General features: G+C 48.7%; 29 protein-coding genes. 9 read left to right on the top strand and 20 right to left on the bottom strand.

The genetic code is table 11. The features are described 5' to 3' along the window. Positions 1–20: 20 nt before the first annotated feature. Positions 21–1,352: an ATP-binding protein gene (locus GJ688_RS03735; RefSeq protein ID WP_235910740.1), complete on the bottom strand. Its 1,332-nt coding sequence runs from the start codon at positions 1,350–1,352 to the stop codon at positions 21–23. A gap of 114 nt (positions 1,353–1,466) precedes the next feature. Here GJ688_RS03735 and GJ688_RS03740 point away from each other — a divergent pair, with 114 nt between their 5' ends. The 3 genes from GJ688_RS03740 to lplT all read left to right on the top strand — a co-directional run bounded on the left by GJ688_RS03740 (position 1,467) and on the right by lplT (position 5,469). Then, positions 1,467–2,039, top strand: a complete 573-nt coding sequence (locus GJ688_RS03740) for a hypothetical protein (protein WP_155475179.1) — start codon at positions 1,467–1,469, stop codon at positions 2,037–2,039. A 78-nt stretch (positions 2,040–2,117) separates the two neighbouring features. Continuing rightward, the gene (locus tag GJ688_RS03745; RefSeq protein WP_155475180.1) at positions 2,118–4,280 is read left to right on the top strand and encodes an AMP-binding protein; all 2,163 of its coding nucleotides are present in this window, start codon (positions 2,118–2,120) and stop codon (positions 4,278–4,280) included. Further along, the gene (gene lplT / locus GJ688_RS03750) at positions 4,273–5,469 is read left to right on the top strand and encodes a lysophospholipid transporter LplT (protein ID WP_328597306.1); all 1,197 of its coding nucleotides are present in this window, start codon (positions 4,273–4,275) and stop codon (positions 5,467–5,469) included. The genes GJ688_RS03745 and lplT overlap by 8 nt, the downstream gene beginning before the upstream one ends. Positions 5,470–5,549: 80 nt before the next feature. On the opposite strand, the gene GJ688_RS20405 is transcribed toward lplT, so the two are convergent. Continuing rightward, positions 5,550–5,750 carry a 4Fe-4S binding protein gene (locus GJ688_RS20405; protein WP_207708744.1) on the bottom strand — a complete coding sequence of 67 codons (201 nt, stop codon included), beginning with the start codon at positions 5,748–5,750 and terminating at the stop codon, positions 5,550–5,552. A gap of 225 nt (positions 5,751–5,975) precedes the next feature. On the opposite strand from GJ688_RS20405, the gene GJ688_RS03760 reads away from it, so the two are divergent. After that, entirely contained in the window at positions 5,976–6,908 is a 933-nt protein-coding gene (locus GJ688_RS03760) for an MBL fold metallo-hydrolase (protein WP_170291628.1), read from the top strand. On the opposite strand, the gene GJ688_RS03765 is transcribed toward GJ688_RS03760, so the two are convergent. Next, positions 6,905–7,396 (bottom strand): DUF523 domain-containing protein, encoded by a 492-nt coding sequence (locus tag GJ688_RS03765; RefSeq protein WP_170291629.1) that lies wholly within the window; start codon positions 7,394–7,396, stop codon positions 6,905–6,907. The two genes, GJ688_RS03760 and GJ688_RS03765, sit on opposite strands and share 4 nt — an antisense overlap. Positions 7,397–7,435: 39 nt before the next feature. Beyond that, entirely contained in the window at positions 7,436–8,278 is an 843-nt protein-coding gene (locus GJ688_RS03770; protein WP_155475183.1) for a magnesium transporter CorA family protein, read from the bottom strand. 147 nt (positions 8,279–8,425) lie between these two features. Here GJ688_RS03770 and gluQRS point away from each other — a divergent pair, with 147 nt between their 5' ends. Continuing rightward, positions 8,426–9,424, top strand: a complete 999-nt coding sequence (gene gluQRS / locus GJ688_RS03775) for a tRNA glutamyl-Q(34) synthetase GluQRS (protein WP_155475184.1) — start codon at positions 8,426–8,428, stop codon at positions 9,422–9,424. Positions 9,425–9,484: 60 nt separating this feature from the next. Here the strand turns inward: gluQRS and GJ688_RS03780 are convergent, their stop codons facing one another. Together GJ688_RS03780 and nth are read right to left on the bottom strand one after the other, a co-directional pair. Beyond that, a complete protein-coding gene (locus GJ688_RS03780; RefSeq protein WP_155475185.1) occupies positions 9,485–10,435 on the bottom strand; it encodes a D-2-hydroxyacid dehydrogenase in 951 nt (316 codons plus the stop codon). Further along, on the bottom strand, positions 10,432–11,082 hold the full coding sequence (gene nth / locus GJ688_RS03785) for an endonuclease III (RefSeq protein WP_207708748.1): 651 nt from the start codon (positions 11,080–11,082) through the stop codon (positions 10,432–10,434). The genes GJ688_RS03780 and nth overlap by 4 nt, the downstream gene beginning before the upstream one ends. Before the next feature lie 212 nt (positions 11,083–11,294). Here nth and GJ688_RS03790 point away from each other — a divergent pair, with 212 nt between their 5' ends. Further along, positions 11,295–11,657 (top strand): carbohydrate-binding protein, encoded by a 363-nt coding sequence (locus GJ688_RS03790; RefSeq protein WP_155475186.1) that lies wholly within the window; start codon positions 11,295–11,297, stop codon positions 11,655–11,657. Between the two features lie 58 nt (positions 11,658–11,715). Here the strand turns inward: GJ688_RS03790 and GJ688_RS03795 are convergent, their stop codons facing one another. The 3 genes from GJ688_RS03795 to GJ688_RS03805 form a co-directional block, all read right to left on the bottom strand. After that, positions 11,716–11,985 carry a hypothetical protein gene (locus tag GJ688_RS03795; protein ID WP_155475187.1) on the bottom strand — a complete coding sequence of 90 codons (270 nt, stop codon included), beginning with the start codon at positions 11,983–11,985 and terminating at the stop codon, positions 11,716–11,718. A gap of 326 nt (positions 11,986–12,311) precedes the next feature. Beyond that, positions 12,312–12,560 (bottom strand): AbrB/MazE/SpoVT family DNA-binding domain-containing protein, encoded by a 249-nt coding sequence (locus tag GJ688_RS03800; RefSeq protein WP_155475188.1) that lies wholly within the window; start codon positions 12,558–12,560, stop codon positions 12,312–12,314. A gap of 93 nt (positions 12,561–12,653) precedes the next feature. Continuing rightward, positions 12,654–12,800 carry a hypothetical protein gene (locus GJ688_RS03805; protein WP_155475189.1) on the bottom strand — a complete coding sequence of 49 codons (147 nt, stop codon included), beginning with the start codon at positions 12,798–12,800 and terminating at the stop codon, positions 12,654–12,656. Between the two features lie 117 nt (positions 12,801–12,917). On the opposite strand from GJ688_RS03805, the gene GJ688_RS03810 reads away from it, so the two are divergent. Next, a complete protein-coding gene (locus tag GJ688_RS03810; RefSeq protein WP_155475190.1) occupies positions 12,918–13,175 on the top strand; it encodes a DUF896 domain-containing protein in 258 nt (85 codons plus the stop codon). 110 nt (positions 13,176–13,285) lie between these two features. Here GJ688_RS03810 and GJ688_RS03815 read toward each other — a convergent pair whose 3' ends face one another. From GJ688_RS03815 to GJ688_RS03845, 7 genes are all read right to left on the bottom strand, one after another. Then, positions 13,286–13,531: a DUF3243 family protein gene (locus GJ688_RS03815; RefSeq protein ID WP_155475191.1), complete on the bottom strand. Its 246-nt coding sequence runs from the start codon at positions 13,529–13,531 to the stop codon at positions 13,286–13,288. A gap of 55 nt (positions 13,532–13,586) precedes the next feature. Beyond that, positions 13,587–13,826 carry a small acid-soluble spore protein gene (locus GJ688_RS03820; protein ID WP_170291630.1) on the bottom strand — a complete coding sequence of 80 codons (240 nt, stop codon included), beginning with the start codon at positions 13,824–13,826 and terminating at the stop codon, positions 13,587–13,589. A gap of 107 nt (positions 13,827–13,933) precedes the next feature. Further along, a complete protein-coding gene (locus tag GJ688_RS03825; RefSeq protein ID WP_155475192.1) occupies positions 13,934–14,263 on the bottom strand; it encodes a rubredoxin-like domain-containing protein in 330 nt (109 codons plus the stop codon). A gap of 59 nt (positions 14,264–14,322) precedes the next feature. Beyond that, complete coding sequence (locus GJ688_RS03830) at positions 14,323–15,363, bottom strand: aldo/keto reductase (RefSeq protein WP_155475193.1); 1,041 nt, start codon at positions 15,361–15,363, stop codon at positions 14,323–14,325. Between the two features lie 60 nt (positions 15,364–15,423). Further along, positions 15,424–17,067: an NAD+ synthase gene (locus GJ688_RS03835; protein WP_170291631.1), complete on the bottom strand. Its 1,644-nt coding sequence runs from the start codon at positions 17,065–17,067 to the stop codon at positions 15,424–15,426. A gap of 141 nt (positions 17,068–17,208) precedes the next feature. Beyond that, entirely contained in the window at positions 17,209–17,772 is a 564-nt protein-coding gene (locus GJ688_RS03840; protein ID WP_170291632.1) for a TVP38/TMEM64 family protein, read from the bottom strand. A 55-nt stretch (positions 17,773–17,827) separates the two neighbouring features. Beyond that, positions 17,828–18,838: a glycoside hydrolase family 113 gene (locus GJ688_RS03845; RefSeq protein ID WP_155475195.1), complete on the bottom strand. Its 1,011-nt coding sequence runs from the start codon at positions 18,836–18,838 to the stop codon at positions 17,828–17,830. A 154-nt stretch (positions 18,839–18,992) separates the two neighbouring features. Here GJ688_RS03845 and GJ688_RS03850 point away from each other — a divergent pair, with 154 nt between their 5' ends. Next, positions 18,993–19,172: a hypothetical protein gene (locus GJ688_RS03850; protein WP_155475196.1), complete on the top strand. Its 180-nt coding sequence runs from the start codon at positions 18,993–18,995 to the stop codon at positions 19,170–19,172. A gap of 223 nt (positions 19,173–19,395) precedes the next feature. On the opposite strand, the gene rnhA is transcribed toward GJ688_RS03850, so the two are convergent. Both rnhA and GJ688_RS03860 read right to left on the bottom strand, forming a co-directional pair. Next, on the bottom strand, positions 19,396–19,860 hold the full coding sequence (rnhA, locus tag GJ688_RS03855; RefSeq protein WP_155475197.1) for a ribonuclease HI: 465 nt from the start codon (positions 19,858–19,860) through the stop codon (positions 19,396–19,398). A gap of 133 nt (positions 19,861–19,993) precedes the next feature. Then, positions 19,994–20,740, bottom strand: coding sequence for a polyphosphate kinase 2 family protein (locus GJ688_RS03860; protein WP_155475198.1), 747 nt, complete (start codon positions 20,738–20,740; stop codon positions 19,994–19,996). A 190-nt stretch (positions 20,741–20,930) separates the two neighbouring features. On the opposite strand from GJ688_RS03860, the gene GJ688_RS03865 reads away from it, so the two are divergent. After that, on the top strand, positions 20,931–21,869 hold the full coding sequence (locus tag GJ688_RS03865; RefSeq protein ID WP_155475199.1) for a DUF3153 domain-containing protein: 939 nt from the start codon (positions 20,931–20,933) through the stop codon (positions 21,867–21,869). Positions 21,870–21,943: 74 nt separating this feature from the next. On the opposite strand, the gene GJ688_RS03870 is transcribed toward GJ688_RS03865, so the two are convergent. Then, complete coding sequence (locus tag GJ688_RS03870) at positions 21,944–22,132, bottom strand: hypothetical protein (RefSeq protein ID WP_155475200.1); 189 nt, start codon at positions 22,130–22,132, stop codon at positions 21,944–21,946. Between the two features lie 323 nt (positions 22,133–22,455). Further along, complete coding sequence (locus tag GJ688_RS03875) at positions 22,456–23,493, bottom strand: S1C family serine protease (protein WP_155475201.1); 1,038 nt, start codon at positions 23,491–23,493, stop codon at positions 22,456–22,458. Positions 23,494–23,566: the final 73 nt, after the last annotated feature.

Below are 23,566 nucleotides of genomic sequence, written 5' to 3' on the forward strand. Positions count from 1 at the left end.
GGAGGTTTTTTTATTAGTATTTATCGTATCAGCGAATCGACAAACTGGCGAGCAGTCCGTCCCGATCGGCCGTTGTGCCGTTGCTCCCATTGTAGGGCTTGTCGACGGAGGGTCTCCCTTTCCATCTCGATACCTCGCTGCTCAGCCAAGGTTTCTACGATTTCTAAATAGGCTTCTTGACCGGGCGCTAAAAAAGTAACGGTGATACCAAAACGGTCTGCCAGGGACATCTTTTCCTGATATGTATCTCCGGGATGTAGTTCGTCGGCTTCGTTAAGGGTGACTTGCCGGTCAGCAAAAGTTTCTTTGATCAGATGTCGGCGATTGGAGGTTGCATAGATGACCACGTTGTCGGGACGGACGGCCACGCCCCCTTCCAAAAGGGCCTTCATTTCTTTATAGGACTCTTCGCCATCCTCGAAGGACAGATCGTCGATAAAGAGGATGAACTTTTGAGGCCGGTCTTTGAGCAGATCGATCATGGCCGGAAAATCAGCCAACCGGCTCTTGGGAACCTCGATCAACCGCAGACCCTCGAGGCCGAAACGATGAATAAGCGCCTTGACTGTTGAGGACTTCCCTGTTCCCCGATCGCCATAGAGCAACACATTATTGGCTCGCAAGCCTGACAAGAGTCGTTTTGTATTGTCGACCACTTCGTTTCTTTGCCGCCCGTAGCCGACCAGGTCTTCCAAGCGGATCGGATCAGGCTGTTCAACGCCGCGCAGGCATCCTTCCCAACGAAACGCTAAATACCGAGCAAAGAGACCGGAGCCGAATTGCCGGTGAAAGCCGATGAGGGAGTCGGCCTCATCGCGCCAGTCGGTACAGGCGGCCATCAATCTTTTTAACCCCAGCTGTGCCTTAGCCAAGGGATTGCTCGTCTCTTCCGTCATCGGTTGAATATCGTTCCAAGCTGGAAAAGTCCGCCCTGTGATCCTTTGGGCCTGCCCTTGCCACCAGGCAGCTGGTAGATCGTAGAGAACCTGCAGATTGGCCAACTCTATCGCCACCCCGGTCCTTATCGAGGACCCCATAGGAACATCGCTAAACTGGGCTTTCAAAGATACTGCCGTTTCTATTTCAATCATTCGATCAAGAAAGTAGTTTTGCCAACCGTCACCGATCACTGGGGCACAGCTTAATTCACCATACCGAACTAATCGCTCGAAAAGTGACCAATAATCACTGCTAACTTTTCCTTTGTCGGCCTGACCAGAGTGAAAAGCTTGGCAAAGCTCTTTAGCCAATTGAATGGTTTCGTCTTGAAGCAAAGCACTGTAAAATCCAAAGGAACTCCATGCGTGATTAACGTCTTCTAAAACAGGTGGAAAAATCTTCATTTGATTCATCGCAGTCACCTTTCTTTTTTCGTCATCTATATTGTACAGCAAAAGAAAAGAAATGATCAGCTTTCCCTGTCATGATCCTCTCGTTCCTTCCATAGTCATTTTTGGAGGAACGAGGTGGTCCCGTTGAATGAATTGCTCACCGGCGTCTGTTTAGGCATCGCCATCTCCGCCGCTCCCGACCTACCCAACTTATGCATCCTAGAGTCGGGACTAAGCTACTCTCGCAAAGAAGCGGCCAAACTGGCCTTGGCGACACTTCTGACAGACAACTTGATCTTTTTGGCACTCAGCTTCATCACTTGGTACATCAATGTGGAATGGAACCCGGGAACAGTACTCAAACAGTTCTCTGGCCTTTTTTTGATTCTCTTTGGTATCTCATCGATGTTAAATCTTAAAATCGTCGCTTTTGACTCGGGAGGCTTTTGGCTGGGAGTGATCGGCTCTATCTTAAATCCACTCGGTTACTTTCCCATTCTACTGTATATGTCATCCTTAATAGCCATCCAAGATAAAGCTGTGGCCTATCTGGGGAACTTGCTCGGAACCCTTATCTGGTTCGTCTTTTTAATTGCTTTTCTCTTCTTTTTCTCCCGGAAAATCACCTTAACTACTCGGAAGAACCTCTCCAAGGTTCTCTCTGGCGTTATCGTGTTCGTCGGGGTTTTGTTCACTCTTCAGTCATAGAGTTTCCATGAATAATTATTTTTTGCGTTCCCTACTCCTGTTATACTTAACCTGTACAAGTACGAGAGGGGGTTCGCTATGTCGTTTCTACACGCTTGCCTACGATTGTTATTTTTGAAACTTTTTCAACTTCGTTTGATCCACCTTGACCGGATAAAAACAGACACCCCCGCTATCATTATGCCAAACCATGTTTCCTTTCTCGACGCTGTCATCTTGGCGCTCTTTCTACCAAAAGACATCGTCTTCGTCATCAACAGCGAGATGGCCGAGAAAATCCGGCCCGTTCTAAAACTACGCCAATCCATCGCTATCGATCCACTAAACCCCTATTCAGTTCGTGAAATAATTGCCGCTATTAAAGAAGGTATGAGTGTCGTCATCTTTCCGGAGGGACGACTGACAAAGACTAACGGCATCATGAAGATCTATGACGGCATCGGTTTTATCGCTTTGAAGACGGGAGCCACCGTTTACCCTGTTGGGATTGACGGCGCCGAGTACTCAAAATTCACCCGGCTCCAAGATAAAATGCCGTCCCGGTGGTTTTCTCCGATCACCCTGTATGTAGATGAACCTTTTCAAATCCTCCCTTCACGAAAACAAAGCGCCAAAGACCAAAAGGCAGCAGCGACCCGCAAGATATTGCAAGCGTTGCAAAGGGCCGTCTTCCGTAGCCGCCATCGTAAAGGGATCAACTTGTTTAATGAGCTGCTCCGTATCGGCAAGATCGTCGGATGGAACCGGGAAATCGTCGAAGATCTAAATCAGAAATCCACCTATAAACAGTTGATCCTGGGGACCTATGGCCTAGGCGGCCAGCTTAAGACCCTTCTCGTCAATGAAAGCAGGGTGGGCGTCCTGCTGCCTAATTCCATCGCTCATGTGGTGACCTTATTTGCGTTTTTTCGTATCAATGTAGCCCCAGCGATTCTCAACTTCACTACAGGCCCGCAAGGGTTGCTCGACTGTTGTGAAACGGCAGAACTGAAGACCGTACTCACATCTCGTCTCTTTATCGAAAAGGCTGGATTAGAAGCCTCGGTAAAAGGTCTAACGACAAAGGTGCGCATCATCTACTTGGAGGATGTAAAAGCGTCCATCAGCTTCTCCAATAAAATCCAGGCTTTAAGCGCTTATATGCGCAAAGAGCGGGCCGTCGAAAAGAAGGATACCCTCATTCTCTTTACATCAGGTAGTGAGAGCAAACCCAAAGGGGTCATACTGCGTCATGAGAACATCCGGGCCAATATTCTACAGGCTGTTGGTGCCGTTGACCTGACCTACAAAGACAAACTGCTCAATGCCTTGCCCATGTTTCATAGTTTCGGTCTCCAAGGGGCCTTGATTCCACTGCTGTACGGGTTTCAGTCCTATTTGTATCCTTCGCCGTTGCATTACAAGATCATTCCGGAAATCGCTTATGACCGCAGCGCTACCTTGTTATTTGCCACGGCCACGTTCCTCCACGGCTACGGTCAAAACGCCCATCCCTTCGATTTTTATTCGATTCGCTACCTCATCGTGGGCGGTGAAAAACTGAAAGAAGAAACTCGCCGCCTTTGCTTGGATAAATTCGGTTTGCGTCCTTTGGAAGGGTATGGATGTACCGAGGCGTCTCCCTTTATCAGCATCGTCACACCACTGAACTACAAAACTGGTACGGTAGGGCTGTTCTTGCCTGATATCGAATACCGTCTCGAGCCGGTTGAAGGTATCGACAAGGGTGGGAAGCTGCTGATCAAGGGTCCAAACATCATGGAAGGCTACCTCATCCATCACCAAGGATTTATTCCGGCGGAAGAATGGTATGATTGCGGTGACCTCGTCGACGTGGATGAGCAGGGCTTTATCACGGTCCTCTCCCGGATCAAGCGGTTTGCCAAGCTCGGCGGTGAAATGATCTCATTAAACTTAGTCGAAGAACTGGCCGCCAAGTGTTTTCAAAGCACCGAAATGGCTGCTGTTTCTCTAGGAGGCGGTCGGAAAGGCGAACAGATCATCTTATTCACCACTTTAGAGCATACCTCCAAATCGGTCCTCCGTGATTTTATTGTCCAAGCAGGTCATTCGCCCTTGATGGTTCCTTCCCGGATCTGCCACCTAGACAAACTTCCCCTGTTGGGCAATGGAAAGACGGACTATGTATCCTTGAGAACCAACTATGGGGAAGTCATAGGGACCTCCGAACCGGACGAAGACGAACTCTTTGAGGAGAAGGAGGCCGAATTCAGTGCCTAACCCTCCCCGATTCCTTCGTCCCCTTACAGCGCTGCTGACAGCCCAGTTTTTCTCAGCTTTCGCGGACAATATGATTCTGTTTATCACCGTCGCCATCATTAATACGCAGGGACTCCCTGACTATTACCTGCCTTTGGTACAGGGAGCTTTCCTTTTTGCTTATGTCGTCCTCGCTCCCTGGGTGGGCTCTTTTGCCGACAAAAATGCGAAATCCCAGGTACTGCTCATCGGCAATGTGATCAAGATGGCTGGTATCGGGCTGCTGCTGGCTGGTATGAATCCAGCCTTCAGTTACGCTGTCGTCGGCGTTGGTGCTGTGATTTACTCACCGGCCAAATACGGCATCCTGCCTGAAATGACCGACGGTGAAGAAGAGTTGTTGCGGGCCAACTCGAAGATAGAAAGCTTTACCATCCTGGCGATTTTAACGGGATCTGTCGCCGGCGGAATACTGTCGGATCGTTCCATCCCCTTGTCCCTCATCGCCTGCGCCGTCCTCTACGGGTTATCGATGGCACTGGTCCTGTTTATCCCTCGAAAACCTGGAAATCGCCAGATCATTTATGGCAGGGCGGTAAGTGAGTTTTTCTCTGACATCTCCACCTTATGGGGTATCCCATCGTGCCGATTTTCGCTGCTGGGTACGGGGGCCTTCTGGTTCTCGTCGGCAGTGCTGCGCTTAGTGATCATCGCCTGGATCCCCGTCACCTTAGGAATCACCTTCAATAGAGATGTATCGCTGCTCGTTTCCGTCACAGCCGTAGGCATCGTAGCGGGAGCCTTGATCACACCTATGCTCATTCGTTTTCAAGATTACCCAAAATGCCGTTGGTACGGCTTGTCTATGGCGGCGATGATTTTGACCTTCACCTTTATCCACAGCTTATATGCAACAGTAGCTGCCTTGCTTCTGATCGGTTTTTTGGGAGGTATTTTTATCGTCCCGATGAATACGGTCCTCCAACATCGAGGTCATGAAACGATCGGTACGGGCAAGACTGTGGCCATTCAAAATTTTGTGGAGAACCTGCTCATGTTCTCGGGAGTCGCTTTTTTGACTATGGCTACGAAAAAGCAGATTCCCATTACCATCATGATTACAACGACCGCTTTCGTGATGGCTGGTTTTATCAGCTATCTTTTTATGGTGAAAGAAACTAATTCAACAGAGTCAGTTCTTCCGGACTAAGATCTTGTCCCCTGAGGATTCGACATAAAAAGAGACATTCCTGAGCAAAACTCAGGAATGTCTCTTTTTATCGACTTCGATTACTTCACGATAATGGCTTGTTGCGGGCATACCTTTACGCATTTGTTGCAGCCAATACATTTTTGCTCATCGAATTCCCAACGCTCCACTTTCCAAGGTAAAAAACCTTTGCCTACCGGTATCATGGCCTCTACAGGACAAGCTTTGGCCGCAGAACAACCTCTCAGCCGGTCACATTTATTGTAATCTATCTCCAACACTTCTTCATACCCCCTAAGGGTAGTATACGACCAAAAGTATGTGGAGGTCAATATACCCTTCTAATGTAGTTAAAGGGCGGTAAATCCGGGTATAACGACGTCACTACAGCTAAATATGGGATTAAACTATCGAACTCCTTTGTAAGTTTACGCAAGACTGGGAACAATACTTTGACAGCCTCTTGATGAAGGCGACTCGAACCCATAAAAGGAATGCTTTTAGAGATGAAGCGCCTAAAATGGCTCTGGTTGTTGATCGTACTGATCGCCGCTTTTCTACTCGTCGTTCCCGATTATCCACCTACCCTTCGTATGCTGGCCCTAAATTTAAGCTACGAGCTTGTTCACCCCATGGCTCCAGCACCACGGAAACTTCAACTCCCCCTAGGCGGAGAAGATGAGATTTCTTTTGGTTGGGTCGGTCATTCCACTTGGATTATCGAATTTCAAGGTTTTCGCTTCATTACTGATCCGATTTTTTCGAACCGGGCCTTTATCCCCAGACGCCTCGTCGCTCCATCCATCCATCCTCATGAGATCACAACCCTCGATGGGATCTTGCTTACCCATGCTCATTATGACCATCTTGATGTAGATAGTTTGCGAGCGCTGCCCTTTCGGACGCCCTTATTACTCCCGTCAGGTGACCTGCCTGCGGTAAAAGAGTTGCCTCAACCCAAAGTCCCTTTACAGGGGTCTCAAAGCTATCGAATCGGCGATATCGTAATCAAAGTCTTCCCGACGAGACACCAGGGAAAAAGCAATCCAGATAAGACGACCAATGAAACCCTTGTATATCTCCTGCAAAAAAACAACCGCACCATCGTCTTTTTCAGCGATAGTGCATACGCTCCCGCCGTAGTCGACGAGATTCGTCAGAACTGCCCAGGCGGTGTGGACGCCGCTTTCATTCCCATCGCCGCATATAAACCCGAGTTGTTTCACCAGGACCATGGTACACCGGAGGAAATGCTGCAGATGGCCCTTGTTTTGGAGGCAAAAAAAATCTTCCCTATGCATTACGAAACATTCATTCTCTCGCTCGAACCGGTCGATGAACCGCTGAAACGGCTGATGAGAGCAGCCGAAGCTAAAGGCGTTTCCGATCGTATCGTTCCCGTACCGATCGGCGGCGTTTATCACTTGTCGACTCGCTAACGCCGTTTCTCTTTCTCCAAGATGGAAGCCAAAACTCCACTCTCCAGATCTTCCTCCGAGTACACTTGAATCCCATGTTGCTTAAGCAAGGCAGTTGTGACGCCCTGCCCGGTTATCTTTCGGCTGGTAAATGAACCGTCATATATGTAGTGAACGCCGCAAGAGGGGCTGCGCTCTTTCAGAATCGCAATGTTTGCGTCATAGAGTTGGGCGATGCGCAGGACCTGAGCAGCCCCTTCGATAAAGATCGCGGTGACATCATCGCCGGCGTCAGTATTGGCCTGGGCTTTTTCAGATAAGACAGCTTGCCCGCCTCCATCACCGATCAATTCGACAGGCGGTCTTGGTGTCGGTGAACCGCCTAACTGCTCCGGGCATACAGGAATTACCTTACCTTCCCTACATAGATCGAGCAACTTCTCTACCGTATTGACTGAGCCATCGTACTTTGATCGAATCCCTAAGAGGCAAGAACTAACTAGAATCACGAGTTACACCTTCCTTGTTATATCCAAGTCTAATCCAAGTTATATCCATTTGCGGCGACGAAAAACTAGCAGCAAACCGACGGCAATGACCGTCATGATGACAAGAACTAAGAAATATCCGGCAGACCATTCTAACTCGGGCATGACTTTGAAGTTCATTCCATAAATGCCGGCGATCAGAGTCAAAGGCATGAAGATCGACGTGACCACAGTCAACTTCTGCATGATTTGGTTCGTTTTCTGCCCCTGCAGGGACAGGCGAATCTCTAACAGACCGTGTAGGGCTTCCCGGAGGCCTTGAATTTCCAAGGTGAGTTCGCTAATATCTTCTAAGAGATCCCGTAAACCGATGATCATCTCAGCCTGCTCTTGCCCATGCAGGTGGAGGTATTCGATCAGCTTATTGATCAGCCTGCGTTTGGCAAAAGTGTCGCGGTGCAAGCTGAGCAGCCTCTTCCGCAGTTCAAACAACAGGGTAACGGAAATAGACGTTTCCTGGAGGACGATCCTCTCTTCCAGTTTCTCAATTTCTCGTTCCAGCCGGGCGAAGGCATGAAAGTTCAGATCAAACAACTCGGTAAGAAAAAAGAAGACGATTCGGTGGGTATGTTGAAAATCACCTTGATCAGCTACGACCATGTGCCGTTCAATAACCTGCACCGGCCTCTGGGAATAAAGGATGACTTGTTCCCTATCCCAGCCGATATATACAGGCAGCATCGTCCCGTCGTGGCTCGGGCAAAGAACCGTGATGAGCAACTCCCCTCCGGCGAGGACCCGTAAACGGTTTAGGGAGCGACTTTTTTGCACCACCTGAACAAATGGTGATGGCAACTCCTCTAGGCTGGTCGTATAGGAAATAGGGATACCGCCGGAATCCACCTGCTGCAGCTCTTATCCCTCCCTTTTTGCCTTTAATGTTAAGCACCTATCAACGGATATTTCCAGACTACCCATTTAAAATATATCGTTATTTTCTACTTTTCCCTTCCAAACGTAGTATATAAACTGGTCTGGAGGCCTACTGCTATGTCACTTCTCGCTAACCGTCCCGTCCGTTCGAGACCAGTCGGTCGATATGCACCGAGTCCCACGGGAAAACTGCATTTAGGCAACGCTCGTACCGCCTTGTTGGCTTGGTTACAGATTCGTCAATTGAAGGGCATCTTTATTCTGCGCATGGAAGATCTAGACCCTGCCCGTTCTGTACCTGAATATGCCCTGCAAATCCTGGAGGACCTACATTGGCTGGGGATCGATTGGGATGAGGGCCCCGACGTAGGCGGTCCCTGTTTTCCTTACGTCCAAAGTCTCCGTAATCACTTATATGAGCAAGTCTTAGCTACATGGTTAGCACAGGAACGTATCTATCCCTGTGCTTGCAGCCGTAAAGATTTGGCAAACCTGGCCCGAGCCCCCCATGGACCCGCAGAAGAAGGGCCTCCCTATCCCGGTCTCTGCCGCCAGCTCTCACCAGAAGCCTGGCGGGAGAAATATCAAAAAAAAGGACAAGCCTCCTACCGTTTTCTAGCACCAGAAGGTCTTCTTACATACACCGATGGCGTCTACGGAACGGTCTGCCAAGATGTGAAAGCGGTTGTGGGCGATTTTGTCATCCGAAGGGCAGACAAGGTAACGGCGTATCAACTCGCCGTCGTTGTCGACGATGCGCTCATGGGTGTTACCCATGTTCTACGCGGTGATGATCTGCTTTCATCGACGCCGAGACAGATCTTGCTGTATCAAGCCCTTGAAGCGTCAGTCCCTCGCTTTTACCATGTCCCCCTCGTCTTAGGTCCTGACGGAGTCAGGCTTTCAAAGCGGCATGACGGTACATCTCTCGAAAGCCTCCGTGCCAAAGGTATCTCATCGGAAGCGGTGACTGGTTTTCTGGCGGCTACAGCCGGACTTCTGCCCTCGCCTGAGCCACTTGCACCGAAAGATCTCATTCAATTATTTTCTATCGATAAACTGCCACGAGAGCCCTTTCGAGTCACCGAAAAAGACTTGAAACTGCTGGGCCTGTGAAAAAAGACTGCCATGACTTTCGGGCAGTCTTTTTTATCAGGCTGAAATGTCTTTTCGGGATCAATACCCTTTTTCCGGATCGACAACACCGAGGGGCATCGGACGTTCTTCCAAAAAGGCCTGTAGATTAGCCTCAAAAATTTCCAGGGCTCGCTCCATATAGCGTGGGGATCGACCGGCCACGTGCGGGGTGATGATCACGTTATGCATCTTCCACAAGGGGCTGTTAGCGGGCAGCGGTTCATCGACAAAAACGTCCAAAGCAGCACCAGCGATCTGTCCGTGCTTCAACGCTTGAATGAGTGCCTTTTCATCGAGTACTTTTCCTCGGGCAATGTTGATCAGAACAGCCGATTTTTTCATTGCCGACAATTCGGCTTGGCCAAAGCCTTGTTCCGTAACCTTTGTCAAGGGCATGGCCAAGACGATGAAATCGGCCTCGCTGACGGCACGGTGCACTTGATCTCTCGGATAGACCTTATGTACACCAGGTACATCACGGCCGTCAGAGTTTACACCGATAACCCGCATCCCGAAAACATTGGCCCGGGCGGCGATCTCCAAGCCCATGGCACCTAAGCCGATGATACAGACGGTTTTCTCATAAAGTTCATCAAGCTTAACATGATCTTCCCACTGTCGCTTTTCCTGCATGCGGAGAAAGAAAGGCAATTGGCGGACAAAAGCGAGCATGACACCGAGGGTGTGTTCAGCCGCCTGAATGCCATGGATCCCCTTCACATTGGTCAGAATAATTTCACGTTCTTTTAAGACCTCGATCGGTATCTGCTCCAATCCTCCGGTCATACATTGAATCCACCGTAGTTTGCCAGCTCTCCGAAGCAGATCCGGTGTCAATCCATCGCCAAAGGTGACGAGGCAATCGGCACCAGGCAGGTATTGCAAGGCCTCTCCCGTCGAACGGCAAATACGCCACTGGACAGCAGGGTAAAGTCGTTCTAACCGCTCTCGATGCCACTCCGGAATCAGCATAGTTGTGAGAACTTTCATTTCGCTTCCCCCTCCTCATCATAATCATTTCCAGTATGATGCCGACAATATGCTGTCAAAGCACAATCACCGCAAGCTGGTTTACGGGCATGACAAACTTGTCTTCCATGAATGATCAGCCAATGATGGGCGATCCGCCACTGGTCCATGGGAATGTTTTTCATCAGATCTTCTTCCGTCTTGACTACGTCTTTTCCCTGGGCAAGCCCTAAGCGATTGGAAACGCGAAAGACATGGGTATCAACAGCAATTGCAGGTATCTGAAAAGCTTCAGCGAGCACCACAGAAGCCGTTTTCCTCCCTACTCCAGGAAGGGATTCTAAATCTACCCTAACGCTAGGAACCTGTCCGCCGTATTTTTCCACCAATAGTCGACAGGTAGCTAGTATATTTCGTGCTTTATTCTTATAGAGTCCGATGCTTTTGATTTCCTGCTCCAATTCTTCCTGCGTCAACGAGAGCATGCTTTCAGGCGTGGGAAAGCGGGAAAAAAGGCCCGGCGTGATTTTATTGACCGATTTATCGGTCGCCTGGGCGGCTAAGATGGTCGCGATTAACAGTTCAAAGGGATTGCGAAAAATAAGGGCGCATTTTGCATCGGGATACATTTCTGCTAACGTCGTCAAAATCGATTCGTTGCGGTTCAGCCGTCCCACCTCCGGGAGTTATCGTGAAAAATTTAATATTCAGATTCTTAGTTTACCACATCCTTAAAATTTGAGAAAGAAGATCCTGATAGGGCTTATGATTTCCTCTTCATCCAAGACTTTTACCATGTATTTCGCCGTTTTTGTTTGTATTCCTCATGGCTGTAACCCATACTAAGACCGTCTCAGCGTAAAAGAGGAGGTTGATAGCGATGAAACAATATGCTTTTGGGAACCAGACTCAAGCTTTCACCCCTGCGATGACCAGTTCCAGAAGCCATGGCATCAAGATCCGTCCCCTCTTGGATGACGGTCGCGATGTAACGATTGTCTACAACGGCCTCTTGGCTCAAGCGGGTGCCCAGACGATTTATCTTCATGCCGGTTATGGCGGCAATTGGCAGAAGGTCTATGACCATCGGATGGAAAAGACGAGTGAAGGTTGGCAATGTACCATAAACATGGAGCAAGAGGATCTTTTCTTCTGCTTTAAAGATTCGGCCAATAACTGGGACAACAACAACGGAAAGAATTGGAACTATCGTTCGAAGGGGACGAATAATCGGACTCATTAAACTTTAATCCGATAAAAAACGGCCCGGTTACTGTCGCCAGTGCCGGTGCCGTTTTTGTTTAGATATATGCTGTATAAACGACATTGCTGGTACTAGAGAAGTAACTGTATCCTTCTTGGATGCCCATTACATAAGCCTTGTCGTCGGGTTTTTCCGCGATTTCATGAATAGCTTCTACGGCATAACGTTTCTTGCCCATATTTTTGACCCGATGAAAAACCACTTTTTTCACATCACCTTGGGTAAGTTCGGCGTTCATCTTTTGAAGCCCGTCGTCTATGGTGTCATCGCCTTCTAGAATCATGTAGAAAAGCTCTTTGCGATACACCTCTTCATCTCCTATTTTTTAATTTAAGATACCATGGACAGGGAGTAATCGGTTAGACTTGGAATTGCTCCACTCTTTTCTTTTTTTGCTCGTTCTATCATTTACCCTAAAGAAGGTCCACCACTACCGAGGTTTCAGGGGACAAAAAAATCCTATTTTCGCAAAAGGATCCCCATCCCTACGACGAGAAAGCCTAAATTCTACAAAAAAAGACCTGCCTGATTAGGGCAGGTTTATGATAGAGGAGGAACTTATTAATATGTATTAATTTTCCAGTATTTTATGATAGGATTATTTCTTTTCCGAGCAGATTTTTCAGGAAGTTCTCACCCCGTATGCTGGGTCATCGTCAGGACGCACTCACGGCAGATGTTCTTTCCGCGATAGCTTTCGACATGACTTGAATTTCCACACAAGATACAGGCCATATGATATTTCTTGAAGATGATTTTTTCTTCGTCAACGTATATTTCCAATGGGTCTCTCTCATCGATTCCTAAGACCCGACGCAGTTCAATCGGGATCACGACACGCCCCAGTTCGTCCACTTTACGAATAATTCCTGTAGATTTCATTTCACCCCTCCTAACTACAGTAATCCACCGATGCTGTTATGTTCAGATAAAGAAAAGTTTTACACACCTCTGACACACTTTCGTAGACTCGTTTTACTTGACAATATCCCAGGTCCCATTAAAGTAGGGCTCAAAACTGGCTGAGCGTTTCGCCGCTTTGCGCTTTTCCGTTTCCTCTAGCATTTTCAATTGTCGAACCCTTTTAAACCGTATCCAGACTTCACAGATCGCTTTGACCATCGACCCACCTCCATACCTGATAAATATGGCAAGGTTGTCCTTTATATTAGCTTGGATTGAAAAAAAACAGGGACATGCTATGATAAAGAGCACAGTAAAAACTGGGAGGCGTATACTTTGTCCATCGACAAGTCGCTCATCGATCGCATCAATTATCTTTCCCGTAAAAGCCGTACAGAAGGACTTACGGAAGCCGAGAAAGAGGAACAGGCCCGTGTTCGCCGGCAGTACCTCGACGCCATCAAAGCACGAGTGAAGGACACACTGGATCGCGTCGAATTTGTAGATGATCCGAATGAAGCCGATGGGGAAACTCGGCCGACTAGCCCCTGTTCCTGTCCAGGGCACCACTCCGGTAAGCCCCACACCCATTAGTCTTTATTGACCAATTGCCCATAAAAAAGCCGTCTCTTCCCGTTAAACCGGTTAGAGACGGCTTTCGTTTCCCTTTAGAAAAACGTCGGCAGGCAAAAACCCACCGGGGATTAGTGAAGGGCTTGCTTCCCGTAACGCAGGAGAATGCTGGCCAAGGTCTTTTTTTCTTCTTCCGTACTGATTTCCCATAATTCCTTCATCAACTTTTCTTCCGGTCGGTCGGCTTTGAAGAAATGCATGGCAATATCTCCGAGGTTTACAATGCCCTCCCTCATCACCTCGTCTGAAATACCATGGTCCTTGCCTTCTTCAATCCGGGCGGCCAGACGTTCTCTAAATCCTTGAATATCGACCATCGCAGAATACCCCCTAACGCAAAAATAGTTATCCCCGGCTAGGATAAAAGCAAATTCAGTCCTTTTTGTCCTGCAAGTTCAAGCGAGCCTTACGGTCTCCCTCTTCCTGTAGGGCTGCTTCGGCAAACTCAACCATCTGCTCGCGCAGATTGGTTTCACAACCGTCCCGGCGAACGCCCACTTCCACACTGTTGTCTAAAGGACTGTTGACACCCATCTCTTTGGCGGTTTCCCATTTCAACCGGCTGATCTGGCGATGAGTCCGAAGATGGTCGTTCTCTTTTTTATGGCTCACAAGTCTCACCTCATGCAATAGCTTGCCTCGACAACCGGAGAATATGTAAAAAAACACCCCTCGGCGACGATAGTTCACCGAGGGGTGCGATTTAACTATATTTGGGATCAGCCCCATTTACCTTTGCCGATGTGGCCTTGCAATTCGGCCTTGATGGACTGGCGGTACTCGACAGCCAATGTGCGCAGGCCGTCAAAGAGCTTATTGCAGCCAGGGTCCAAATCCTCTTCCCGTCCCTCTTCAGCTAAGAACTGGACGTTTTCCAGCAAACTCAGCAATTGAACATGAATGTCATTGGTAATCCGCGACCGTTCGATCAAATTCATGGCATCTTCTGACAATTGAGTGAACTTTTCTTGAGGAGCTCCGCATTTGGGGCACTTTTCCGGAGCATTTTCCCCTTCATGGATGTAACCGCAAACACCGCATTTGAACATGGAATATCAACCACCTTTCCCAAATGTCATTACTAGATCAATCTATTCGATGCTTGTTCTTATTTATCCTGCAAGAGGCCGGGATCTTCCATGTGCACATGGGCTTCTTTCAACATTTCCCGGATCGGCAGGTCATAAGGGCAACGGGATTCACAGACGCCGCATTCGATGCAAGCATCGGCTCGCACGGGCATAGCCATGTACCGTTCGACAGCCCAGCCCTGCAGATTGTACCGGCTCCAATACCCGTCGAGTAAAAAAGCGAGAGGAATGTTTATCTTGCTCGGACAAGGCATGCAGTATTCGCAGCGTCGGCAAAACTGTTCGCCCAGTTCCTGAAGGGATGTTTGCAGTTCTTCTTTTTCCGCCGCCGTCAACAAGCGTTCTTCCCGGCCGACGCGGCAATTCTCCTCCACCTGGGCCAGCGAATCCATACCGGGGATGACGACGGACACAGGATACTCCAGGAAAAAGCGCAACGCTTTTTCGGCCCGTTCCGGTCCAAAAGCACCGCCGGCTAAGGGTTTCATTACAATGATGCCCAAATCCTGCTCGACACAAGCAGGCAGCAAACGATCGAGCACCCTCGTTTCCAAAGCATTAAAGGGAAACTGGCACGTGGAAAAGCGGCCCGTCGCAATCGCCTTTTCTAAAATAGCGGTGACGTGGCCGGTGATCCCCACCGATCGAATCCATCCCCGCTTGATGGCTTCTTCGGCCCCTTCCATGGCTCCTCCCGGTCCAAGGACCTGAGCCAGGCTCTGTTCATCTTTTACGTTATGGAGTTGATAGAGATCGATCGTTTCGACACCAAAATTCGACCGGCTTTTGGCGATATCCGCCAAAAAACCTACTGCCGTCCGGTCCATTGTTTTCGAAGCGAGATAGACCTTGTCCCGGGGAAAACCCTTTAAGCCTTTGCCGATTTTTACTTCACTATCGGTGTAGCCCCTGGCTGAATCGATGAAGTTTACCCCAGAATCCAGTGCTGCTCGTACGACAACAGCGGCCTCTTCTTCCGTAAGACGTTGTACAGCGATGCCGCCAAAGCCAATAAAAGAGACGGGCCAGCCGAGCCGGCCCAATTTGCGTGTGATCATGATCGTTACCTCTCCTTTGCTGCTTCATCTTCACTGTCGAGGGGTACAGGTAGGTCTGATCTAATATTTCGCGGCCATGGGCATCCTGCGGCCGATGCCAAAAGCTTTGGAGGTAACCTTCAATCCTGGCGCCGCCTGGCGCCGTTTATATTCATTCCGGTTCACTGTTCGAATCACCCATTGGACGGTTTCCGGTTCAAAGCCCTGCTTGATGATTTGTTCCGCCGATAACCCTTCTTCGATGTAATAGTAGAGAATTTTATCGAGTACCGGATAAGGCGGCAGTGTATCTTGGTCCTTCTGATTCGGCCGCAGTTCTGCCGAGGGTGCTTTATCGATGATGGCTTGAGGAATGATTTCCCGCTCCCGGTTGATATAGTCGGCCAATTGGTAGACTAGTGTTTTGGGCACGTCAGCGAGCACGCTCAACCCTCCGCTCATATCGCCATAGAGGGTGCAATAGCCTGTAGCCAGTTCGCTTTTGTTACCCGTAGACAACAGGAGATAACCGTATTTATTGGAGAAAGCCATCAAGATATTGCCCCGAATCCGGGCCTGCAGGTTTTCCTCGGTCAGATCCGGTTTCGTTTGACCAAATTGTTTGGATAGCGTGAAAAGATAAGAGTGATAAATGTCAGATATCGGGATAACCCGAAAAGGCGCTTGTAGATTTTCTGCCAAAATGCGAGAATCTTCCACACTGCCAAAAGAGGAGTACGGTGACGGCATAGAGATTCCCAGAATGTTCTCCGTGCCCAAGGCAGCCGCGGCGAGGCAATAGGTGACAGCAGAGTCAATCCCCCCGGAGAGACCGAGGACAGCCTTTTTAAAGCCGCACTTGGACAGGTAGTCCCGAATCCCCAAAACAAGCGCCTCATAGACGGTGGACACTGGCTCCTCGGCGGCAAAGAGGCCCTCGGTCCCTAAGGAAGTCGTATCAATAGTCTCATGATGTTCCCGGAAAGAGGGACAGATCGTCAGCGGCCGGCCCAGACGATCGATGGCCATACTGCGGCCGTCAAATACTAATTCATCATTGCCGCCAACTTGGTTTACATAAATCATCGGCACTCCATGTTTGCCGGCATGATTCCGAATGATCTGGTAGCGGATCTCTTCTTTTCCCATGGTAAATGGCGATGCCGATATGTTCAGGAGAATCGTAGCACCTTGCTTGACCAGTTCTTCGATAGGGTCACGATCATAAAACCGCTTCTGGGGCCAGAAGGAAGCATCGTTCCAGGCGTCTTCACAAACAGAGATACCTAGTTGTTCCCCTTTGAAGGAAACGACCTTTACTTCCTCTGCTCCATCAAAATAGCGATCTTCATCAAAGACGTCATAGGTGGGTAAGAGCGATTTAGCTTGCCGCTGCAGAATCTCTCCGCGATAGATCAGTAAGGCCGCATTGTGTAAACCTTTACCTGCAGATAAGCCGGAAGGAAGAGGAGCACCAAGCAGAATCGCTGTAGCAGGATATTCAACGGATTGACGGATCAGCTTCGTCACTGCTTCTTCGACACGTTCGATAAACCAGGGAAACTCAAGCAAATCTTTCGGCGGATATCCAGTGAGAAACAGTTCTGGGAGAACGACCAGGTCTGATCCTTCCTGGCTCGCTTGGTCCCAGGCCGCTAGCACTTTCGCATAGTTTCCGTCGATATCTCCAACGATGGGATCCAACTGGGCGATGGTGATTTTCACGTATTTCCACTCCTAGAGACAACGTTGTGTCTTATGATTTTGCTATTCATTGCAATCGTCCTATCATTTAAAACGATTGAATAGTTTTCTTCGCAAGTTCCGATATTAATTTACCATTCATCGCCACAGCAGTGCAAACATTTATAACCACTCTTCGATTAAAACTGACATTCCGCTACCCACGGCGGCTAGGAGTATGGCCCAGGGAATGATGGCGATGGCTGAACACCAAAGAAACCGGTAAAAAGGAACTCGGTATACAGGAGCCATATATTTTACGATGTCGCCGCCGACAAATGGGATCAGACGGACACCGATAAGAAACAACGGAGAAGCAACGGGGATGTTCCGAATCCAGCGGGGCAGCTTATCGAGATACTCAGGCAAACTCACTTCTTCGGTCCCCCAGTAGATAAGCCAGTAACCAACGATGGAACCGCCTAAAGAGCCTATCCAATTCGCAACGGAACCAAGGGTTAAACCGTATATGAAGCCGTTGGTTATCGCTACGGGATCAGAACTCATCGGGGATATACTCAGCAGGATATGTGCGGGGATCGTAAATAAAAAGGCCCGGGAGCCCTGCGCACGCATCCAGTCGACTGCCCCTTTGAAATCGAAACCTAAGGAGGTCGCTGCCAGCGGCAAAAGCATGAGCAAAATTAAAAGGAGCAGCGCTTTATATTTTTTCAAAAGTCCCCACAATGTCAGCCCCTCCCCTGATTCGCCTATTACACTTTAAAACATATTACTACGAAGACTACAATCGGTGTAAAAAGTCCCGCCATCGGGTCTGTAAAGGGCTTCCGGACATTTCCCAAGGTATATTGCGGATCACTTCTTCGGCCGGTTTTCCAACAGGGTAATAGGCCGACTCAGGCATATGCACTTGAAACACCGATGCCCCTAAAAACCACGGTTGGTGCCAAAAAACTTTATAAAAAGCGGAAAAACAATCCCGTTGCTCTTGTGGGCTTGCTTCGTCGGAAGGATTCACGCTCCAGGGCATACAATTGGTGCCTACAAAGTCTACGTAACCTAATTCACCAAAAAAAATCATCTTCTTCCAACGTTGATGGATCTGAACGATCTGATCGACAATCGGCTGCCGGCGCATGTAGCGTGTTGAACGGTGCCAAGCTCGAATCAGATCTTTTTCCGTCGGTTCCGGAGAGTTGGTCAATTCAAAATAGGCCGATATGGAAATGAAATCCACCTGACCAAAAAGCGGATTTTCCAGTTTCTTTTGAAATTTGCGGTCCAGGGGATTGATTAAAGATGTGTACCACCACTGAGTCCGGTATGTGATTTTGCCGTCATAAATTCGGCGAATCTCTTTGATCAACTGGATCCATTGGTCGGGATATGGTTCAAGATGGACGATGCCATCGGAGATCACGAGAGTGCCGATGCGCTCTTCTTGGGCGAACTTGGCCGCTTGCAGGCAAATGGTGCCCCACCTTTGGAACCACTCTGTTACGTCTGTTGGTTTCCAAGCGGTTTCAGCCAGCCCGCCTTGCTGCACCCAAGGAAAAGGCTCTAAAAAAGCATCCAGACCGGCCTGCCGGATCTGTACCATGGCCTCCGCAGCCCATGCAAAAGCCTGCCGATGCAGCATCATTTCTGCCGACTGGGGATTAGGCACATCAACTCGCAGCGGGACGTTAAGGGTATTTAAATTTAGTCGCCGCGCATTCTCCATAGGAAGACTTACATCATCCATCCGATCAGGCAAAAGATTTCCTGATTTGATTTTCTTCACTTTCCCCACCGGATCACATCCCTTGACTTTTTTTGATAAACATCATCTATTTTTGATCTTACTCATCCCTACCCCGCTCAAGCACAATTATGGTATTCTCTTGATAGAACATTGGACAGCTTCTAAGGAAAAAATCACGACTACATATAGGGAGGATACAGGTATGGCCAAGCAAAAGAATATCCAGGTTTCCTCACAACCGGAAAAGGAATCTCTTCTTCGCAAGATACCAGGGTTCCGTACGGAAACGCCCTGGAAAATGGGGGCTGCTTTAGCATTTTATATGTCTATCGTCTTTGCGCTACTCATTGGTTCCGGAGTTTTCTACAACCCACAGCCGTAAGCTGAACATAACCAAACATGGAAAAAGGGAAGCCTATGATTTACTGGCTTCCCTTTCCATGTCAAGGGTTCTATATGTCGGCCATGAGCCACCAAAGCATTAAATTCATTCCCCCGTAGAGCAACAAGAGATAGACGAGCACACCAGCCATATAGAAGACGCTCTGGCGCATAAGGCTCACTCCCTGAATCGTTCTCAGGTATAGTGTACCCACCACCAGGCTTTAACCCCGTATATCTGGCGGAAGATCGCCTTTCGCGGCCGCTGATGTAGCCAAAACGTCACAGCGCTCATTTTCCGGGTGGCCTGCATGGCCTTTCACCCACTGAAAGTCAACGTCATGCTTATCGAGCAAATCCAGCAGTTTTTTCCATAAATCCACATTGAGTGCCGGATCTTTTTTGTTGCGCATCCAGTTGTTCGCTTTCCACCGCCGTGCCCAGCCTTGTTTAACAGCATCAACGAGGTAGCGCGAATCGCTGTACAAGGTCACTCGGCAAGGTTCTTTCAACGCTTCCAGTCCGCGAATGGCCGCTAACATTTCCATCCGGTTGTTCGTGGTGTCCTGATAACCGCCGGACATCTCTTTCCGATGTTCGCCGTAGATTAACACAACGCCGTACCCACCGGGCCCGGGATTTCCGCTGCAGGCACCATCGGTATAAAGGACCACTTCTTTTTTTGTCATTATGGAATCACGACCTCATTTCTCAGTTCCCGCCATTTTCAGAGGTATGACAGAAAAATTCATACGTTATCTTTACCAGAAGCGATATTTTTCCCCTGCTCTACCTGCTATAGGTTGGGCAGGGCTTTTCTTTTTAGGTTAGGCAGCCAGTCGGTATGCATCCCTTTCCCTGTTTGAAAATACGCTTATAATGCTCCAAAATAATTTCCAACACCTGAATACGGGCCCATTTTTTTTGTTCGCCCGAAATCAAGTACCAAGGCGCATAGTCTTTATGGGTCTTTTCCAGCATCTCTTCGATAGCCACTTTGTAGTCGTCCCATCTCTCCCGGTTACGCCAGTCTTCCTTGGTAATCTTCCAGCGTTTATAGGGATTGGATTCGCGGTCTTTGAATCTTCGCAACTGCTCCTCCTTAGTAATGTGCAAGAAGAATTTTATGAGCAGCGTACCATCATTGACAAGCATTTTTTCGAAATCGTTGATTTCACCGTAAGCTCGTTTCCAGGCTTCCTTCGGACAGAGTTTCTCTACCCGCTCGACCAGTACACGACCATACCAACTTCGATCAAATATACCCATCTCACCGGCTCGAGGCAAGCGCAGCCAGAAACGACGCAGATAATGATGGCGCATTTCGTCAGGACTGGGAGCGCCGATGGGGTGCACATGGTATGTACGCGGGTCAAACTGTTCAGTTATACGACGAATGACCCCGCCTTTGCCGGCAGCGTCCCATCCTTCAAAAAGGAGGATAATGGGGACTTTCTCCTCGATCATCTGGAACTGGTATTCGAGTAATTCCAACTGGAGTTTAAGCAGTTTTTGTTGATATTCCCGCTCGGGTATTCGGGCCGTCAAGTCCACATCGGCTAGACCCATGGCGAAGACCTCCTCGTCCAGTTTTTTCTAGTATATCATGACAAGGCGATGAGAAAGACCCTTCTTTCCAAATCCAGCATGGGTACGAGCAATACCTTTCCTGTTAATAACATTTTTTCAAGAAAACACTCATTTTTTCTTAATTTTGGAGTATATATTCAGAGACAAATATTCAAAGGAGGGTTTCAGTGTGCGCGGGACAATGAAACGGGCCTTATTGGCAATCCTCATGATCGTCCTCTGTGCCTCAGTCCTGGTCGGATGTGCCCAGACCGACATCCAAGTCAAAGTGAACCCCGATGGCAGTGGTGACCTCAAGTATGCAGTCCTGGTCGACAAATCTTTGATCACCCAGAACGAGTCCGATCCCCTCAGTGACTTAAAACAAGGGGCCGAAAGCTCCGGTTTTACAGTCAATCCCTTGGAGCAAGAAGGTTACATCGGTTTTGAAGCTTCCAAAAAAGTCAAGAACATCGCCAAAGAAACATCCAATGACGTATTCCTTGGCAAAATCGGTGAAGGGTTTACGCTGCAAAAGTCTTTCTTAAAGACTACATACAAACTGAACACCGATATCGACCTCTCAGACCTGAACTTTGTGGCTAATGAAAAACTCAATCCCTTCGTCCAAGCGGCGATGAAGCAAGTGAAACTGAAGCTCACCGTCGATCTCCCCGTAGCCGCCATGAGCAGCAACGCCACCAGTGCTTCAAACAATGGTAAATCTTTGACCTGGGATCTCAAAGCCGGTGAAACAAACCATATTGCCATCAATGCAGAACAATACAGCCCCATGACCATCTCCCTGTTGGGCATTATCTTACTGTTAATCATTGCGGGCGCTGGAATGGTTGTTACGCAAAGACCGGAACTCCTCGAACTCGAAAACATCAAAGCGGCATTAGGGCTTGACAAAAAAGAAGAACAAGCGACATCTGAAGTTGAACAAAGCCAAGTAGCGGAAGGCACCGAGCAAGCTGCAGTAACGGAAGTCGTCTCCGAAAGCAACGAAACCCCTTCTGTAGTTGCAGTCGAAGAACCTGCTTCTGAAGCAACTGTAGAAACGGTTGCCGAGGTTCCGGCAGAATCATCAGGAAGTGCCGATCAAGAAGAAAACAAAGAAGGATAATTAAACCCGTTTACAAAAAAACCCTTCACCAAACAGCCTTGATTGGGCTGGGTGAAGGGTTTTTTCTCATAGGTTTATTGCGTTGCCGAAGAGTAGTTTACTCCGATACGTTTCGTTTCCGATTCATAGAGCGCGTTGACGACGGGACGCAGTTTATTCAGCCCCTCGGCAATCTTCCGTTCCGTCACTTCCTGGTACTTTTTTTCGGCGTACGTGTACGCTGCGGCACCGGAAAGCAAAGTGAGCATCAAACGACCCACCATATATATACACCTCACATAGCATCCATTTCCTCTTAGTTCTATTTTATGGCTTTGTGAATAATATTACAATCTCTACGCACCTTAAATAAAGATTATACAATGGCCACTTACGGTGTTTCTACCAAATGGAGGGCAACTTTCTTCGGAAAGTCGGTCATTGTAACAAAACTGTCACCCATTTGTCACTTGCTTGTCATCTGTTGCAGCTAGAATAGCGGAAACTGGCCTTCCGCTTCCTTCAATGCCCTTGCAGTTCAACGGTGGCAAAAAAGAAAAATGCCCGGGCAAAGAGGCCGGGCATTTTTGAGAAATCATAGTTTAGATTAATTTGTGTAAGGCGATTGCTCTAACGTCGCCTGATAACTGACCGTCTCCCCATTCCGGTAGACCGTCAAATTCATGGTATCACCGACGGCGTGATTATTAATGACATTCGTAAACTGCTGCATAGTGGTGATGTCGTTATCATCCACTTTTGTGATGATATCGCCACGTTGCAAACCGCATTTGGCGGCGGGACTATTGGCCACGACCTGCTTTATGTAAAATCCACGAGGAAGATCATAATAATTGGCAGCTGCTTCAGTCACGATCAGACCGGATACACCCAACCACGGACGGGCCACGTGACCTTGTTCAATCAATTGCTGAACAATCGGTTTCGCCACATTGATGGGAATGGCAAAACCCATGCCTTCGACGCCGGATGAGGCAATTTTCGCGCTGTTGATGCCGATGAGTTCACCGCGCATATTGAAGAGGCCTCCGCCTGAATTACCGGGGTTGATGGCCGCATCCGTCTGGAGCACCTTTAAGCGAGTCTCACCAACATCTAATGTCCGGTCGGTAGCGCTGATGATCCCATGGGTAACGGTCCGGGCGAATTCTTTCCCTAGTGGGTTGCCAATGGCCACTACCAGTTCTCCCACTTCGACGGCGTCTGAATCTCCCAAGGGAGCCGACGTGAGACCTTCCGAGTCTATCTTTACAACAGCCAGGTCTGTGCGAGGATCTCGCCCGATGATCCGGCCTTGGGTCGTCCGCCCATCGGCCAAACCGACTTGCAGCGCCTTCGCCCCTTCTACCACATGGTTGTTCGTAACGATATAGCCATTCTGTGCGTCGATGATCACTCCGGAGCCGGAAGAGCTCTCAACCAATTGGTCTGACCAAAAATCGCTCTCCAGATTGGCTATAGAAACTACAGCCGGACCGGCTGATTTTGCGATTTGCGGTACCGGCCAGTAGTTGATTCCCGGATAAGGTGACCCGATATCGGCCCATGCGGCAGGTAATGGTAACAACGTGAAAAAAGTCATGAAGAGAACAAATCTTTTGATCCATTGGGGAGGCCTTTTCATGTGATGTATCTCCTTTCAGTTGTTTTACAAAGAAAATTATAATACTTTCTCCAAGAATGTATCAAGAATATGA

The sequence above is a fragment of the Heliobacterium mobile genome, assembly GCF_009720735.1.
Lineage (GTDB): Bacteria > Bacillota > Desulfitobacteriia > Heliobacteriales > Heliobacteriaceae > Heliobacterium > Heliobacterium mobile.